12 protein-coding genes are annotated in these 17,645 nt (G+C 55.8%); 9 read left to right on the forward strand and 3 right to left on the reverse strand.

Translation table 11 applies throughout. The annotated features are described in order from the left end of the window. The first annotated feature begins 1,444 nt into the window (after positions 1-1,444). The gene (locus tag VSR72_RS34325) at positions 1,445-1,774 is read left to right on the forward strand and encodes a hypothetical protein (protein WP_342956701.1); all 330 of its coding nucleotides are present in this window, start codon (positions 1,445-1,447) and stop codon (positions 1,772-1,774) included. A 52-nt stretch (positions 1,775-1,826) separates the two neighbouring features. Beyond that, positions 1,827-2,702 carry an HAD domain-containing protein gene (locus tag VSR72_RS34330; RefSeq protein WP_342956702.1) on the forward strand — a complete coding sequence of 292 codons (876 nt, stop codon included), beginning with the start codon at positions 1,827-1,829 and terminating at the stop codon, positions 2,700-2,702. A gap of 313 nt (positions 2,703-3,015) precedes the next feature. Here VSR72_RS34330 and VSR72_RS34335 read toward each other — a convergent pair whose 3' ends face one another. Next, on the reverse strand, positions 3,016-5,436 hold the full coding sequence (locus VSR72_RS34335) for a hypothetical protein (protein WP_342956703.1): 2,421 nt from the start codon (positions 5,434-5,436) through the stop codon (positions 3,016-3,018). A gap of 1,006 nt (positions 5,437-6,442) precedes the next feature. Here VSR72_RS34335 and VSR72_RS34340 point away from each other — a divergent pair. The 4 genes from VSR72_RS34340 (at position 6,443) to VSR72_RS34355 (ending at position 10,386) form a co-directional block, all read left to right on the forward strand. Further along, a complete protein-coding gene (locus VSR72_RS34340; protein WP_342956704.1) occupies positions 6,443-7,942 on the forward strand; it encodes a G1 family glutamic endopeptidase in 1,500 nt (499 codons plus the stop codon). A 272-nt stretch (positions 7,943-8,214) separates the two neighbouring features. Beyond that, positions 8,215-8,499 carry an H-NS histone family protein gene (locus VSR72_RS34345; protein WP_342956705.1) on the forward strand — a complete coding sequence of 95 codons (285 nt, stop codon included), beginning with the start codon at positions 8,215-8,217 and terminating at the stop codon, positions 8,497-8,499. 384 nt (positions 8,500-8,883) lie between these two features. Further along, positions 8,884-9,387: an H-NS family nucleoid-associated regulatory protein gene (locus tag VSR72_RS34350; RefSeq protein WP_342956706.1), complete on the forward strand. Its 504-nt coding sequence runs from the start codon at positions 8,884-8,886 to the stop codon at positions 9,385-9,387. A gap of 609 nt (positions 9,388-9,996) precedes the next feature. After that, a complete protein-coding gene (locus VSR72_RS34355) occupies positions 9,997-10,386 on the forward strand; it encodes a carboxymuconolactone decarboxylase family protein (protein ID WP_342956707.1) in 390 nt (129 codons plus the stop codon). A gap of 365 nt (positions 10,387-10,751) precedes the next feature. Here the strand turns inward: VSR72_RS34355 and VSR72_RS34360 are convergent, their stop codons facing one another. After that, positions 10,752-12,089 carry an MFS transporter gene (locus VSR72_RS34360; RefSeq protein ID WP_342956708.1) on the reverse strand — a complete coding sequence of 446 codons (1,338 nt, stop codon included), beginning with the start codon at positions 12,087-12,089 and terminating at the stop codon, positions 10,752-10,754. A 413-nt stretch (positions 12,090-12,502) separates the two neighbouring features. Then, complete coding sequence (locus VSR72_RS34365) at positions 12,503-12,736, reverse strand: hypothetical protein (RefSeq protein ID WP_342956709.1); 234 nt, start codon at positions 12,734-12,736, stop codon at positions 12,503-12,505. A 540-nt stretch (positions 12,737-13,276) separates the two neighbouring features. Between VSR72_RS34365 and VSR72_RS34370 the strand changes: the two genes are divergently transcribed. The 3 genes from VSR72_RS34370 to VSR72_RS34380 all read left to right on the forward strand — a co-directional run bounded on the left by VSR72_RS34370 (position 13,277) and on the right by VSR72_RS34380 (position 17,488). After that, the gene (locus VSR72_RS34370; RefSeq protein WP_342956710.1) at positions 13,277-15,097 is read left to right on the forward strand and encodes an NAD(P)/FAD-dependent oxidoreductase; all 1,821 of its coding nucleotides are present in this window, start codon (positions 13,277-13,279) and stop codon (positions 15,095-15,097) included. A gap of 69 nt (positions 15,098-15,166) precedes the next feature. After that, positions 15,167-16,009, forward strand: a complete 843-nt coding sequence (locus VSR72_RS34375; RefSeq protein ID WP_342956711.1) for an SDR family oxidoreductase — start codon at positions 15,167-15,169, stop codon at positions 16,007-16,009. Positions 16,010-16,579: 570 nt separating this feature from the next. Continuing rightward, positions 16,580-17,488, forward strand: a complete 909-nt coding sequence (locus VSR72_RS34380) for a LysR family transcriptional regulator (RefSeq protein ID WP_342956712.1) — start codon at positions 16,580-16,582, stop codon at positions 17,486-17,488. Positions 17,489-17,645: the final 157 nt, after the last annotated feature.

A 17,645-nucleotide genomic window follows, 5' to 3' on the forward strand; every position in this document is an offset into this window, starting at 1 on the left:
GGCGATCCATAGAATCCCTCGGTCAGCGCGCAGAACCTTGACAGCCGACATGGCGTGGTCTCAAGCAATTGCGGCGTACGGCGGCGAACCGCGTCCAAAGCGAGTACACGGACGTCCCTCGAGAGTGTTGTTGATGCGAGCGCCGCGAGCAGGCTGAACGGTGTTTCGTAGGGAACTGGTGCGTATAAAGTTCTGAACATGATGGCCACCTCAACTCGAATGGCGTTCCGGCCGGAGATACATCGGGCCGAACTCCTCGAAGGTGAGTCAATCGTCGTGGCGGATGGGACGTAGATGGATTCGATGCAGTAGCGTTTGCGGAACACGGATGTTGCGTTCCGATATGGTCGATGCAAGGATGGATCGCGCTTGGCGTATATTGAGAGAGTGAATTGGTGTGGATCTAGGGCTGAGCGGGTAGGGCGTGTCGCTGGTCGGGATCTTGTCTAAGGGCTTGAATAGCCCAGCGTTGACTCATCGTGGAAGACGAGAGCTATTCGCTCATCGAATCGACACCGTATACCTCTCTCCATGGTTGTGTGAGTTGTGCTCCGGCGTGTTACTCGTTGTGCATCAGTGTTGTGTGTTCCGGTGCCTCCGGATACTGGCTATTATTTTCTCTAGTGTTTGTTAACATCTCGAATCCACGTCTGCCCCTTGTTGTAGGATTAGACATTTGGCGTCGTATCGGTACATGTGCGCGTGTTAGTGAATGTTAACGAGATCGATACGAATGTCACGATTTCGTCGGCGAGATTCCTTCACTTTAGGCGGAAATGCAGAAAACGCAAGAAGGATTGATGGGTGAAGTGCCCACGTCTTGGGCCAACTTGGCTGCGCGAGTTATTCGCGTCGCTTTGGCTCGGGCGGATTGCAGTTATGGCGATCTAGCTGTAATCCTAAATTCACTGGGAATCGAGGATACTGAGCGCGCGCTTATCGCTCGAGTAGCTCGTGGTTCTGCCCGGTTCACGCTTCTCCTTCAGATTCTTCACGCGACGGAAGCGGGCGCGCCGCGCCTCTGGATGGCGCCCCTTGCAATGACCGGCACTTGGGAGGCGCGTGCGCGCGAGGTTATGGCTGTAGAACTCTCGGAGCAGCCCTGGGTTACGGTCTCTGAGTTGGTTAGACGGTTGGCGTCAATCGGGGTGACGACGACCGAGAAGACTCTCGGTTCGCATCTGGCCTCGGGGACATTCTCCCTTACCCTTTTTCTTCAGTGTGTGACGGTGCTGCGGAGTTCGAGCCTCGACCGCTACATTGATTTCCATGTCCTCGCCTCTGCCGCGGAGAGTGGCGTCGCAACTGGCGATGCCTGAACTCTTCGCTGCTACGAGGCCTTGCAAACCTGCAACTACTGTCTAGAATGAAACCGTGACTTTAGTGACGGTTTTGTCGGTGCCGAGTTTTCGCTTTGGGCGAGCGGTACCGCTGGCGGACGACTATGGACGCGGAATTGGCACCAACCGATTTCCCTTGGCAGAAGGCCGTAGGTATCGTGCCCGGTGCCCGGCCGAAGGTCTGTGCGGTCCTTTGCGATGGTGTGTACGTCGAGGGCGAGGGTCCTGCCGTGCGGCACCAACGTTGGCTGCTCTGCGAGGATCTGGCGAGGCAACTTCTGCCAGTTGCTATGAAGGACGCTGCCAAACATCCTCAGGAATCGAGCGAAGAGGTCCTCGAGCGCTTCCAGGCTGCCCTGGCTCGCAAGTGCTGGCTGTCCGAAGACGAACTGGGTTGGTTGGTAAATCGTCTGCGCGTCCTGCTCGCGTGGTAAGGCCGCGCAACCTGCACAAGATCGCCGCTTCGTACTTGGGAAGGGGGAAGCCATGTCGCCTGCCTCATCAAAGCCGGATTCGAAGGCATGCCCGTTGGCGACAGACCTTAAGGGAATCGGACAACTGATTCGTAGCAGGCGGCAGGCTTGGGAGTTCGATCTCCTCTACGCCTCCGAGTTAGTCGACGTTCCAGTCGGAGCGTTAAGTCGCCTTGAGGACGGGCAGTCTGTCGAGACGGTGCAGCTATTCAAAGTGCTCAACGATTTTGGCCTTGCGGTGCTTGTTTTGCCAAAAGATGATGCAGTTACAGCGATGGCAGCCGTTGGCCATACCTACGAGCCGGTTTGGAAGGCGCAGCCGGTATCCTCTGTCGTCCGGCGTATGAAGGCGCCACCGTTGGTGCTCCATAACATCACGCCGACGCTGTTTCTGGACTTCGACGGAACGCTGCATATCGGACATTCCTATCTGAGCGACGACGGCGAGATAACCCTTGATACGGGGCGTCCGCTGTTGGAGTTCGCTCCGTTCCTTGCCAATCTTCTCGAGCCATATCCTGCTGTCGAAATTGTCTTGACCACCTCGTGGGTAAAAACTCTGCCGGTAGACGTAGTAGCCTCGTACCTCCCAGCCACGTTGGCGCGCAGGGTCGTAGGTTCAACGAGAGACGTCAAGCCGCGCTTGAGCTACGTGTTGGATGGGACGGACCGGACGTACGTCATTAGCAGCTTCGCCCTTGGTAAGGGGCTGCGGCACTGGTTAGCTATCGATGACGCGGCGCATGGCGCCTATCATTTCGGACCAGAGCCGGGTTCACTTGTGGACCACTTCCTTTTGCTCGATGGGTTGCAAGGTATCAGCGACGTTAGCGCTCAACGGCGCATCCAGGAATGGCTGGCGGACGTTCACGCGCCACGCCAGGCCTGATATGCCACATGCAGTGGAGTTCTTCGACGTTGCCGGCCGACGGGGCGACGGAAAGCAATCTGCAAAGTGCCCGCAGTTGTGCTGTCGTTCGATGAGCAAATCCGTGCGGTCGACGCTGAACGCATTTCTCGCCTTCAACGTGGAGGAAGAAGGCGCGCTACTGCTTAGCCTAGAGCGCAACTAGGCGCGCTACACATCAGGGAAGGGCGGGCGGTCTCAGTTCTCCATGCTCCCGGTCGAGAGAGATTGGAGTACGCGCCTAGGCCCCCTTCACTCAGTCGACGATTCGTCGCCGCGCGACCGCCTGGCACAATCATGCCGATTTTTTCGGCGAGTCGTCAGGCAATACGTGCATGGGCACTTTGATTACTGTGCCTGAAGCGGTAGTGAACGCGACTGTCGCTTTACCGGGATTTGCGGTGCTTCTCTCACTGAAAAAGACCTCGATCCGTTTGTTGAGGTCATAGACAGCAAAGTCGGCTGGTATTCCACCGGGTAAATCTTGGCCTGCCATGGCCGGTTGCGCGGATTGCGAATCTGGGGGGTAAAGCGCTACACTGACGATTCCGTTGAGATCTGTTCCCGACCATTCCACGGGACCGCGACTGAGACTGATTATTCGAGGTGGCTTGAAGTCGTTGACAATGACCGGATGTAGCGGAGGCGTTGGTTCTATCGGCATCGGAAGCAGGTAGGGTTCAGCAGTCCCAATGCGAATGATTATGTTCTGATATTTTCTGGCAATAGCGGTATCGATTTCAAATCGATAATCTACCGCACTGGATTTCTTTAGTTCTGGTTCCGTCGTATAGGTCTTGTCAAGGTCGACGCTGATTGAAGTAGCGAAACCCAGTGGGTGCGCAATCCTAAAGACAGACTTCATTTCATCGCCTCCGAGCCTCGAAACCGAAGGCTCTGAAAAACTCAACGGGAACGATGCGATGAATTCGGACCCACAAAAAGGCGCCGTGAAAGTAATAGATGGGTTGATTGCCAGTGTTTTGGCGCTGATCCATGCACCCACCCTTATGAATTTCCCTGTGCTGATTGGCTGGTTCGGATTGGCTGGGTCGGTTTCCGAAGTTAGATTTTCATAGTCATAGGGTGGCGGGACAGTTTCGTCCCCAACAAGTAGCATGGGGTCGGGCATATTTACAAATAGTTTTGTTGTGAGATCGACAGGTTGGCCATCGGCATCGGTATTTGGGCATTTCACATCAATTGCGACACGGAATTTTCTAGTGTATCGACTTGGTCTGATTGATGCTCTTGCAATATAGAAGCCTTGCATCGGCCTGCTTCCCGGTGGCACTTCCAGTCTGAATGATGGACCGAAACGCCCATTCAAGACGGCATCTCCGATAGAAAGTGAAGCGATGGCAGTGGTGAACTCCAGCGCCTGTTCCGACTTCAGTGTAAGCGTACTCTGTTCTTCGCTGAACGTCTTTCCACCAACTGTGACTTTCGTGCCAGAGAAGAAGTTTGTTCCCTCCACGATCACTGTAGCCTGGTCTGGTCCTGAGTGTACCCACCGGATTTTGTTGATCGTTGGCGCGAGGTTGGATTGTGTCTTCGCGGTATTAGGAATGGCGAGATTTTGTGGTTCACCAAGGACAACCTTCGAATCATCGACCTTCCATGGCAAAAATCGCCACCTAGGCCGGGACGCCAAGGTCCGTCGGTTATACCGACGCCAATAGGTGCGTGTGCGGATCTGCAGGAGAACTTCACCGGGTTGGGTCACATCCTTTTTCGGGATTGCTACTACGGCTAACATTTGCCGGATTCCGGCTGTAACGCAACTCGCGCCCAGGACCGGCCGAAACTCCCAGCCGAAGATTGAGGACGGTTGATGTGGAGGAAAAAAGCGCGGCACAGTGTCCTGTCCACGTTCAAACGCTATCGTATCCGAGTCACGATGAACATGTAGTTGCCGAAATCTGTGCCTGCTACCCGCACCAATTTTCAACAGCTTCGCTACGGCTGAACCGCCCAGTGAGTAGGTCTTGGTGTTCACAAGTAGCGTGTTGTAGGTCCTTTCCTGTGGGATCAGCGCAACCAAAGAGATTGAATCGTTGTTTTCTGGCACTCGCACGCCAACCTCGACGATCGCAACGCAGTTCTCATCTCCTGCTTGAGGATTGACTGAAACTTGAAAGCCGAGGACCGTTTGAATCCGGGTGCCATTGTCAAACATACGGTCCGTCAGAGAACGCTCGTACAGCAACTCGAGATTCATGATCTGCGAGGCGAGGTTAAGCTGACTACCCAATAGGTCGCTTGCCGCCAGGCCGACGTCGATCTTCTTGTCTTCGTTTGGCTCAGAATTGCGGGATTCTGGCTTCGTTTCCTGCTTCTCTTTCGAGCTCTTGGAGGAGGTTTTGGAAGATGTTTCGGTGTGCTCAGCTGTCTCTTTAGCGTTGAGTCCAACTGCGAGTGAGTGAAGCGTGTCCGAGGAAGTATCGCCTTGCATCAAAGACAGGCTATCGGTGATATTTTGATTGACTGTCTTTAGCGCAGAAAGGCTGGCGCTCAATCGTTCTATCCGCAGCTGAAGCGAGCGGTTATCGAAGGCTTTCGCGTTCCCGACGATGATGCCATTGCCGGTCGCATCTTTGGGGCCCCGACGTCTGAGCGCAATGAACTGTACAGAGGCGTACAGCACGCAAAGCACCGCTCCAGCGACAACGATGGAGAACCAATGCTCAGATACGAACAGGCTCACTACTCGCATACGTACTCGTACACTATGGTTCCATCTGATTCAACTCGTCCTCTCAACACAGGTTTGGTCGGGGGTGGACAGACTGGTCCTGTAGTCGTTGAGAGTTCGATTCTTATCTTCCTGACCACAGCTCCGGGAATTCCGAGGTCTTCCGCCGCCTGCTTGGCTGCGTCAAGCAATTCGTCCGCTGGGGACCGAGCTTGAATACCTGTGGACATGTGCGTCTCCGGCAAAGAGTTGTTGGCTTTCGAAAGCTACACGTAACCCGGTGCCTCGCGCGCCAGCGCTGCGAGCATGCTTACGCCGTTACGGTCTCAACTGCAACACCGAAGGGGCAGAATGCGATCCATCCATACTGAATCGTCCGCAGGTCGGTAGTTTCAACGTCGGGCCAATTCGAGGAGCCTTGATGAAGGCGCGCAAGGCATTGAAATTCGAACAAACGGCTCTTGCATATTAGGACAGGTATCTCGATGTGACGGGGATTTCGCTGAGAAATGTGCGTCCGGACACATTTCACTATTGACGGGCAGGTGTATGTCGTGCCCACAAACGGGGCGGCAGGAGCGAGACGAGCGCTTCATGCATATCAACTTCTCGGAAGCGCGACCGGAGTGCCGCGCGCGCATATTTGAACTCATGTTCACCTAAACGTGACTTAAAGGAAATCCTGCGGCGTCACAGGTGATTTGGAATTGATCGTCCTGATTTATTTGAGAACTTGTTGACCATTCTATGCGTCTTGCGTGCCTTGAAACGATATCTCGCACTAGGTCACAGTAACGTCTGCGGGTTGTGCAAAGAATTCAGGTCTTCTTCACTTTGCCTCCATGGTGTTGCCTGAATTCAGGTCAGAAACTCAGCGGGACGCTATCGACGCAACGGCGAAATCTTTGCGAGTGGCCCTGTGTCGGCGGCGGCCGCGCGCCAGCAGTCCAACTCTGGTGCGACTCCCGTCCGCGCCAACGTGCGCGGTCCAATACCAGATTTCGAGCGTCCGTTACCGGAGGTAAACATGAGCAAGATGCGAAGCGAAAATTCCGCAAAGGCGTCGCCCACACTACCGCTGCCACCGCCTGTTGATTCGGGATCCGATCTTGGCGCGACGCGGGGGCCGATCGCTGCCGGCAAGCGTTTTGAGCGGCTAGTTCCTCCAGCGCAGGCCACCCTGGTTACGGTCGGTGTCAAGCCCGAATCTATCTGTTATTTCTACCATCCTGAGGCGCCGGAACGCCGTATTCAACTTGATGCCGACAGCCGGGGCATCGTCCGCTTTTACGCGCGTGCGCTCAAAGGTGCCGCACCGACCGAGTTCCACCTTGAATGCCATTGCGCTGGCCACGCCGAATTGCACGTTGTGTCGCTTGGGACGGAGATCCGGTACACGCAGTCGCTGAGTGCGCCGGAATTGACTTCCGCGGCCGTCGTCCTGGGTGATGTCCGAGGGCCTCTCGAGGGTGACCCGTTGGCGCCAACGAATGCTGAACTACTGGCAAAGGGCTACCCGCCGAGACCCGATCCGCAGCGGTCGCCCACCCAATATTCGCGGTGGTTAAGGAACGTTCTGCGCTCGTTCACTAGGATCGACACGCGCCGAGTGGCGCACCCCGAGCACAGTCGGTCGAAATTTCTGCGGGCGCCGGAAGGGATCAAGGTGCCGGATAGTGAACGCGCCACGGCAAAACGTTCCTTAGCACAGGCGGCAGCTTCGCAAGCCAACGCCAACTCCCCAAACTGGACAGGTGCCTGGTACCAGAACCCGATCAATCAGTTTGCGGCAATCCAGGCGGAATGGAACACGCCGCTGGTCTTCACGCTCGACAACGGGCCGCCTTTCTCTGCTCTTTCAGAGTGGGTCGGTCTCGACAATGGCGCCGGAGACCTCTATCAAGCCGGTACGGGCTCTGAGTGTTACAACCTGTTCTTCTGGGAAATCACCACCTACTACATGTGGATGGAATCATTGCCGTGGAGTTGGTGGGTGGTTCCTGGATTTCCTGTAAGTCCAGGCGACCAGATCTCCGTCGACATCTGGGTAGCCGACCCATACGGTACAACCTTTTATCAGGACGGAGACTGGGGTGGCCTCACGCCCCAGGACAACAACGTCTGGTTCTATTTGACCAACGCGACCAACGGCGCCAGTTTCATGGGCACGTATCCCACCGCTCCCGAATCTGGGGGTGGCGAGAGGAGCACGGGATTCACAGGCACGACAGCCGAATTCATCCTCGAGCGGCCGTCATACAACTACAATCCGGCACCTCTCGCGTTCTTTCTGCAACCTGCACTCATGTGGAACTGCTGGTATGCCGACGCCCAGTATGGCGAGTACCACATGTTTCCACTCGGCGCGGATGACGGTTCGCAACCTTTCGACGGGCAACTTAGCTATCTCAACATGGTCGATCCGAACAACAACAACACGTTGTTGGCGTTCCCATTCTCAATGCCTGATCCGAACAACCTCTCGGATGCGCAGGCTATTCAATTCTTTTGGATGAATTTCCAGTAAGCGCGGTTCGGGCGCTTCGATTTATGGCGTCCCGATTGGAAGACTCCCTTCCGGGCAATCTGCTGATCGGGACATTGTCGTTCTACCGCTCACCAGAGGCGCTCTTTGGAGCTACGGGAGATGGCTGACACGAATCTACAATTGCGCGGCGATGGCGCCGGAGCTGGCTTGAGTGCGCTCGGTGAATACGTTCGCCGGTGGTAGATGCAACGGTGGGCGGGGGGTAGGGTAAACTGACAGTTCGTTTTCCATGTCAACCCGAGAAATCAACGATGTCCGACCTGAAAGAATTGCTTGCTCAGCGCGAACAACTCGAGGCACAGCTCGCCGCCGCTTTTCAAGAAGAACGAATAAATGTGCTTGATGAGGTCATTCGGAAGATGAAGCTTCATCGAATCACTCTGGACGAGATACGGGGCCCAGCGCCGGCCGCAGCACCGAAAGCCGCACCAAAGTATCGAGACCCCGTGTCGGGGCGGGAGTGGTCCGGGCGGGGCAAGCCACCAAACTGGATCAAAGACGTGGCAGATCGCACGAAGTACCTTATTCCTGCTTGAGCCCCTGTCTTTTTCTAACAAGTCACTCGGGTAAGTTCCCTTTGCATGAGCGACCTGCCGGTCGCGCATCTTTTCATATTGTTCGTGGCCGTTCGCAACTCCAGCAATCGCTATGCTATCGGGTTGCACAGTCGCCTCAGGCTATCCATATCGGTTTTCGAAAGCGCTCGGATTCTGTTCCTCGCCAGTGTCCCGCATGTGCCAATGCGTTCCTTTGCTGTCCGTCAATTTACGTGTTCTCAACGCCGTTCTCTGGAATTTCCTTTGATTCGGCAGCGCGGCAGCACCAATCCTCGAAGAAAACTCCTATTTCGGACGCATTTCGTGCCCTTCCTGTGTGCATTCTGGCATAGTGGCATGCATCCAACACACCAAGGAAAGGCCATGGCTACTCTTGAAAGCATACAAGCTAGGATTGCGAAGCTTCAGTCGCAGGCGGAAGCAGTTGAGAAGAAGCAATCGTCCAATGTTCTCGCGAAGATTCGGGATCTCATGGCGAAGCATGGAGTCACGATCGCGGATATCGAGTCGTACGTCGGTGGAAAACGACTTGGTCGCAAGCCGGGAGCGAGCGCCAAAGCCAGTCAGAGTGCGGCAGCCGCCAAGTATCGTGACCCGAAATCAGGTGCAACCTGGTCTGGCCGTGGCCGCGCGCCGGCATGGATTGCCAGTGCGAAGGATCGGACCAAGTTCCTTGTCAGCGATGCATCGTCCAAGGCCGGCGCTCCTGCAAAGAAGGCTGCGAAGCCAGGCAACTACGTGCGGGGTCCGCAGCCCCCGAAATATCAGGACCCAAAGACTGGTGCTACTTGGAGTGGCCGCGGTCGCGCTCCGGCGTGGATTGCGGGGGGCAAGGATCAGTCTAAATTCCTGATCGCCAAAAAGTAAGTTACCGCGGCTGCTAGGAAGCCTACAACGAGGCGACGCGGTGCGGCTGTAAAGCAGGTCTCAGGAAAGTGGGTGCAGCGAAAAAGGCTATGCCAAGAACGCCGCATCACTGGGCGAAACTGTGGTGAAGAAGCTGGCGGAGAGTAGGTCATCTGTCGGAGCGCAGGCGTCCGAGAAGCGCACGCCCAAGTCTGTCATTCCCGAAATGGCTGCTGGTGGTGCGGCTAATACGAACGCTGCTGCTGTCCAACCGGCCGAGTACAGCTGGGCCGTGGGTCGTTTGGATGGTGTGAACGGCTACTCACACATCGTGTCGATGTGAAGAGGGAGGTCTATTTGGGCAGCTCTTCGATTTCTGCCGTTGGCATCCTTGAGTTTTGTGGGCGCCCAACCTCGGCGTGACCAAGTCGTGCCGGTCTTTGGATCGCGATACTTGGCTCTCGCCAAGACCTTCGTTTGCCCGTGCTGCATATTGTCAGATTGTCACGACGGAGAACTCAAACCCCATTCCCGAGAGCGAACGGGGCGACGTTGTTCTTTGCGCGCCCATAGGTGAGTGCTAGCTGTCGGACGAGAGATTTGCGATTGGAGCTACCGAGGAGAAGCAAAATGAGCAATGACAGCCGGGGAGCAGGAAAGGCACGTCGCACCCAGGTGATGGGAGCTGAGTTCGTGGAGCACGCCATGAATTCGGCGGACGGATTTTCACGTCCCCTGCAGGACTGGGTCAACGAACATGCATGGGGAAGCACGTGGTTGCGTGACGGGCTCGACCTTAAAACCCGGAGCCTCTGCACCTGTGCGATGCTGGCAGCTCTCGGAAGGGGTACCGAGCTCAAAGGTCATATCCGAGGCGCAATCAACAATGGAGCGTCCGTCGTTGAAATCCGCGAGGTCTTGCTTCATAGCGCGATATATGCCGGGGCACCGGCCGCTGTGGACGCGTTTCGCAACGCCCGCGAGGTTATCGACGCGCTTGGTTTGGACATCCCGGAATAGGTGCTGCTGCGTTGGGTCTTAGTTTGTCTTGATGGCGGAAGGCCCCACTGCAATGATCGCGCAACGCGTACGACTATTCCCGCTTTCTCCATTGAGCAGCTCTACACGAAGACGCTAAAGAAGCATGGCGCGCTCTTTGGGAAGTGCGCCTACCCTGTCAATCTTTGCTGACCAGGGGCCGTCGTGGAGATAAGCCCCTTTTTGAGCTAATGTTGGCGGCTCCTCCATGTCGCCCTGGTAAGCAGTATTCTGACGCAAAGTAACGACACTTCTTGTTCTCAGGGCGCGTTCGTTCGTGTTTTACTACTGGAGGTGCGTCAGGGGCTTTACACGACTCACCTCCGAGTCATTGCCGAGGGGAAAATTCAGACACTTCCTGCGCCGCGTGACTCGGTAATAACCTGCGTCGATTCTGATGGCTCAGGATCCAGCACCGATGTATGGAGGTCAACATCCTTTGTTTCGGGCAAGAACTGGACCATAAGGAAGTTGATAGCCGCAAACGCTGTGACGTACCAACCCGGCGCCAATGGCGAATCCAGCGCACTAACGAGCCAGGCGCACACTAATGGCGTAGTCCCTCCAAGTAGGGCGACCGTGATTTGATATGCGATGGCGTGAGACATCGCTCGGGAATGGGTCGGAAAAAGCTCGGTACTGGTGACTGTGCATGTTGCACCATATAGGCCAATACCAACACCGAGCGCGACTTGCCCTAGGACGACTTCTAACAGAGACCCATGCGCTGCTAGCCAAACGGAAAGATACCCAAAGGCTGTAATCCAAAGCGCGCCCGCAGACAGCAGTGCCCTCCGGCCGAACCGGTCGCTCAGAGTGCCACTCACCGCACCGAGTATCGCGTAAGCAAAGATCCCTGCACCATTTGCGAGCAAAGCCGTCCTGGAATCCATGCCCACGTGCTTCACGAGAAAGGTATACATGAAGCCGAGAAGTAGGTATGCAGTAACAGCCTGAACCGGCATCAACATCGCGACTTGGAGCATCGATTTGCGAGCAGGGCGGGAAACGCTCCGAAGCACGCTGCTGAACTCCGCATGGCGAACTGCCCTCTTGTATTCGTCCGGATCCTCCAAGTTCTTTCTCATCTGGAAACCGACGACACCGATGAAACCGCCTAGGAGGAACGGAATCCGCCATCCCCAGTCCGCGTAAATCTCCTTGCTGATGACAGTCTGAAATCCGAGAAGGATCACGGTCACGAGAAACAAGGGCAGGGTCGCGAACGTGAATGCAATGCCGACCCAACGACCTCGTTTGTTTTTTGGAGCGGACTCCATAATGTAAATTATGCCGCCTGTGAATTCACCACCCAGTGCGAGCCCTTGGGCGAATCTGCAAAGCACAAGTAGGACCGGAGCAGTAATGCCGATCTGCTGATATGTTGGCAATACTCCTATGGCTGCGGTTCCGAACGCCATGAGCCAGATCGTGACGGCAAGCACTTTCACGCGACCTATCCTGTCCATCAGATAGCCAAAGGTAACCCCTCCTACCGGTCGTGCCACGAACGCCACCGCGTACACGGCGAATGTGCTCAGGAGCGCAGCCGATGAGTTCCCGGATGGGAAAAAGTGCATGGCGATCCATGGAATAGAAAAGGCAAAGACCGTGAAGTCGTAGATTTCACCGAGGTTTCCTATTGAGATTGCGCCAATCTTCCGTCTAGCACCGTTTGAGGTCATGGTTTGTCTCCTGTTCTAGTATTAGGTTTTCGATTCTGTTTGTACTCATGCCGGCCAAAATGCGTCGGATTTCATTCTAGAAACGGAGGATCACGCCCACCATATCGGTCAACGGCAAACAGATTTGCATCTGGCGCAAAAGCAAAAGCGCGTCATTTGGTGCAGAGCTCAGTACGATTGGTAGTCATCGGCGCATACCTGAGCGCAGTCAAGCACAAAGGTGGAGTGCATCAACGCTCCATAACTCCCAATCTCTCAACTTGGGACCTGGCAAATCCCAAGTTTTGGGAGGCGTCGAGCAAACTGTTGGACAACGCTGGGGACTCGTTTGGGGCAGGCGTCACGATTCAGGCTATAGGGGAACTCGATCTGACCGATGCGTCCCCATTGACTGAGTCCCTCCGCATATGCGCTCACAGACTTCGCGGCTGATGCCGCGAGACCTGTGCTATTGCGAGTTGCGCCATAGTGGAGGAGCACGGCGCGTGAAGTGAGCGGCAGATCGCGGTCCGCAAGCTCATCGCGACGGGATGGGCGCCGACCAATGCGTTCAGCCAGTTTCCTGAAGCCAGCGGATTGCGGGCATTGATTTTTTCCCTTTCCCCCTCTTCGCCCGAATAAATCACTTCTACCTCAATCGTCGTCATACGCCGGCGTCCGGATCGTCCAGTCCGGTGGCGCATCTCTCCTTTGCCTAATAGCCATTGCGACCCTTTGCGTTCATGCATCGTCATTCTGTCATGCGTGGCCGCCGGCGCGGGCCGCGCGGCAGACTCGATCGCCGCTTTGCGGCACGCAGTCTCGGAAACTGCACACGTAGCTACGCGCCGCGCGCCGCAACTCGCGGCGTGGCATTCAATCTGATCAAATGCAGTCCACTTGTTACGCAGACGTATTTGTAGCGCCAAAAGGCTCGAGACGCTTCTGAAACGGACTGCTTCAAGGACACGGCCATCGCCGTTTCCCGAAATGACTGCCCGAGCATGCTGATTGGCCAGCGTGTGCAACGCTAGAAGATCGTTCGTCGCGAGCATTCGACGCACTGGCGCCATTGTTAGCTGGACATACCTACTTTGCGTCAGACGCAATAATGATTGCCGGATAAAGCGACTGTTCCGCACGCCATCTGAGATCTACCATTGCCAACGCGTACCTAATAAATCTCTTCGTAAATAAGGGTGAAGGATATGGAACAGCAGACACTGGATCACGATTGCAAACTGAACTCTGGAGCGGGCACGATCGAGCTAGCAGTTAGAAAATCCCCTAAGGCACAATTGAGCGATGCAGACCACATTTCCAATTGGCTTGGTGCGTTTGAGAAAGCTTTGACTGCCCGTGAGAAATCGGCTATCGAGGATCTTTTTATCGACGACTCCTTTCTGCGTGATCTTTTTGCATTCACGTGGAATCTCACGCCGAGTCGGGGAAATAAATCCATCGCCCAGATCTTCATCAATGAGCAGCCGCGCGTACAGGCCCGTGACTTTAGAATCGCCGATGGCCGTACGCCCCCACGCCGAGTCACCCGCACCGGCGAACAGGTTGTTGAAGCGATCTTCCAGTTTAATACGTCCTACGGCCGTGGGTTGGGTATCGTTCGTCTCCTCGTTGCGGATCCTCAAAAGGCATGGGTCATTTCGACAAACGTGAGAGAACTTCGCGGCTTCGAAGAGCCCGTTGGGAAGCGCCGCCGGGAAGATGCTGCGGGCCGCGTTTTCGGCGGGCCATCCTGGGCCGCACGGCGCGCGCGAGAACAGGAATATTCTGATCGTGAACCCACGGTGCTGATTGTTGGCGGCGGCCACAATGGAATTTGCATGGCCGCGCGGCTGCGACTACTTGGGGTCGACGCGCTGGTCATTGAGCGATTTCCAAAGGCGGGGGATGTGTGGCGTCAGCGCTATGAGTCTTTGGCACTGCACAACAAAATCCCGCTGAACGACATGCCTTACATTCCGTTCCCGGCAAGTTGGCCCACCTTCCCGACCAAGGACATGTTGGCGGAATGGATCGAATCTTACGCGACCGCGATGGAGTGCAATACCTGGACGAGTACCGAATTCGTCGAGGGGCGTTGGGACGAGGCAGCGCAGAGTTGGAGTGCGCGAGTGCGCCGCAAGGATGGGTCCGAGCGAGTATTCCGCCCGCGCCATCTGTTGTTTGCGAATGGTGTTCTTGGCAAACCACTGATTCCCGACCTGCCGGGACTAGAGGAGTATCGCGGTCAGGTCATGCACTCGCACGATTATAAGTCCGGTGAGGCGTGGAAAGGCAAGAGCGTCCTCGTGGTCGGCGCGGGGAATACGGCACATGACGTCGCACAGGATCTCCACGGGTGGGGCGCCGATGTAAAGATGGTTCAGCGTGGTTCGGTCACAGTGTTCAGCGTGAAAGCTGCCAGCCTCAACCACGGTGTGCACTATACCGAGAACCTGCCGACGGAAGACGCCGATTTGATCATTACCAGCACGCCATTCGATCTGGCGCTCCGCGGTTACAAGATCAACACCCAGAAGATGCTGGAGATGGACAAAGACCTTCTTGCTGGTCTAGCAGCCCGCGGATTCAAGACTGACATCGGCACTGATGGCGGTGGCCATCAGATGAAAGTGCGCGAGCGTCACGGTGGCTACAGTATCAATGTCGGTTGCTCGGATCTGATTGTCAGCGGCGAAGTCGGGCTGATCCCCGCGGAGGAGATCGTTACCTACGGCAAAGAGGGGGCGGTTCTGAAGAGTGGCACCATCGTGCAGGCAGATTTGATCGTCATGGCAACCGGTTACCACGCCCCTGAGGAGGTCATCGAAGAAATGCTAGGGCGCGAAATCATGGAGAAGATTGGGCCTGTCTGGGGGCTCGGCCCCGATGGTGAACTGAACAACATGTACAAGCCTACGGCACAGAAAGGACTGTGGTTCATCGGCGGCGGATTTGCTCAGGGCCGGATCTGGTCACACCATCTGGCTATCCAGATCAAGGCACGCGAAGCTGGAATCGTCGACTGAGTCCATTTCCATGGAAGGCGCTACTCACGATAGCACCATGGGGAATCAATTTTTTAGTGGGGGAGAATTATGCTCGATTTAACTGGTAAGGTCGCATTCGTCGCTGGCGCAGGCTCGGTCGCCGAAGGCTGGGGAAACGGTCGCGCGACAGCTGTGCTGTTTGCGCGGCAGGGCGCCAAGGTCTTTGGCACCGATTACAGCGACGACGCGCTTATTGGCACTACGAACGCGATGAATAGAGAGGAGCTTGGCAATAGCTGGACGCCCTGTAGGGCGGACATGACAGCCAACGAAGACGTCGAACGTGCTGTCAAGGAGTGTATGAAGCGCTATGGTCGTATCGACATCCTGGTCAACAATATTGGTGGCAGCCAGCCTGGTGATCCGGTCTCATTGACGGTTGAGCAATGGGACGGTCAGATGGAGCGGAACCTCAAAACCGCGTTCCTCGGCTGCAAGCACGTTATCCCAGTGATGGAAAAACAGTTTGAAACCGAGGGTAAAGGTGGCGCGATCGTCAATATCTCCAGCATTGCGAGTACCAGCTTTCAGGTAGGCGGGCGCGTCCATGTTGCCTATGCGGCCTCCAAGGCTGGCGTCGAAGCATTCAGCCGCGCGACGGCCATCTGCTATGTTAAAAAGGGTATCCGCGTAAATTCTGTCGTCGTGGGAATGATGGCGACACCTCTTGTTGCAAAGCGACTGACGCAACAGCTTGGTGTCAGCGACGCGGACGCGCTGGCAGCAAAGCGAAACTCGCTGGTTCCGATGGGGCGGATGGGTGAGGCGTGGGACGTTGCCAATGCAACATTATTTCTTGCCAGCGATGAATCTGGGTATATCACTGCAACGAAACTCATCGTCGATGGCGGCGTAACCGCGTCTCGTCACAATGGTGAAGTCACGGCATGAGTCATGTGCAACTGCGATGTGCTGCATGACTAGTGCATCGCGGTTGCTTCGATTGGCTCCAAAGAAGACAGCAATAGAGGATTCCCCTGCACATTTACCAATCCGCCCGGATTGACTGGCAATAAGTGCCAACGCGGCCCTTGAGCCCAATCTCACTGTCATCGACTCCTGTTCTTCGGCGCAAACGTGATTTGCGCCCGACGCAAAGCTCCTGAAGCGAAGATTTTCGGCCTTAGATCCAATTGGATTCGGCCGGTTGTCGCATTGCAGTCTTCATAAAGACCAGTTATCAACTGGTCCGCTATCTGGTTGGGCATAGCGATTACTCTTATTGAGCGGCACCGCGGCCGGGCGTAATATAAGAAACAGTCCACACGGGCACTCCTATCCGTGCAAGATCATGCTTGGCAGGTACATTTCGGATAAAGGCTAATGACGCGTAGGCCAGTTGCTCACCGCCATCACCTTTACCGTTGTGAGCCACGGTCGTCGGTCGATTGACAACGTACGCGACGACTGGTCATTGTGCTCTGCGGGCTTTGACGTTCAGCCAAATTAGGCAAGCCCACCATGGAAGAATTTAAACGAATCAGGACATTTATCAGGGTAGCGCAGACTGGCAGTTTCACGGCGGCAGCGCGTGAGATCTCTGCTCTTCATTCGGTCAGTTCCGTTGCGCGACAGGTGCGTTCACTTGAAGACGAGCTGGGAACGCGACTGCTAAATCGCAATACCCGGCATGTGTCTCTAACTGAGGCTGGGCGGCGGCTTTACGAAAGTTCGACGAAGCTCTTGAGCGAATTCGACATCGTCCAGGCAGAGCTGAAGTCGATTCAGGAGGAGGTCAAAGGTCATCTCCGTGTCTCGCTTCGAGTGGTTGCTGGCGCGGCAATCGTCGTCCCTGCGCTCCCCAAATTCCTCGCACGCTACCCGGAGCTTACCGTCGAGGTTACGCTGACCGATGAGCGCAAGGATCTGATCGCCAACAATATCGACGTCGCGGTTTGGTTGAGTCCCATGGCGGACACCGATCTCATTGCCAAGCGCCTCTGCCCGACCCGTCGAATTGTCTGCGGCTCCGCTTCATATTTCGAGCAGCACTCCGCCCCTCTCACACCGGAGGACTTGCGCCATCACAGTTGCCTTCTTTTTCTGGCGCCTAATTACGACAACAAATGGGGCTTCCAGAAAGACGGCGAGTATCGCGAAGTTGAGGTGAAGGGCAGCTTGATTAGCGATAATGGACTAGTTCTTCGGTCGATGGCAAAAGACGGGCTTGGTCTGGCGATACTCCCGGAGTGGATGGTCCGCCGCGAACTTGCGGACGGCACGATGCTGCGAGTATTGAGTGATTTTACTGTCAGCCCGCACCCGACACTTGCGGACCTCTGTGCGGTTTACGCCAGCAGTCGCGGCATGTCTCGCAAGATTCGAGCATTCGTAGACTTCCTGGTCGAAGCGTTCAACGACGTTAAATAGGCGCAGGCGTTTGAAAATTGGGGGAGTGGCGTCGACCGGGAGTTGCCGCGGTTTTGCCCTAGTTTATTGACGCAGATCCGCATGAGCGCTTGCAGATTTCCGCGCTTTGATAGGTGAGTTTCTCAAGCGTGGCGGACAGTTTGGAATGGAGGAACAC

Source organism: Paraburkholderia sp. JHI869, from assembly GCF_038900775.1.
Classification (GTDB): domain Bacteria; phylum Pseudomonadota; class Gammaproteobacteria; order Burkholderiales; family Burkholderiaceae; genus Paraburkholderia.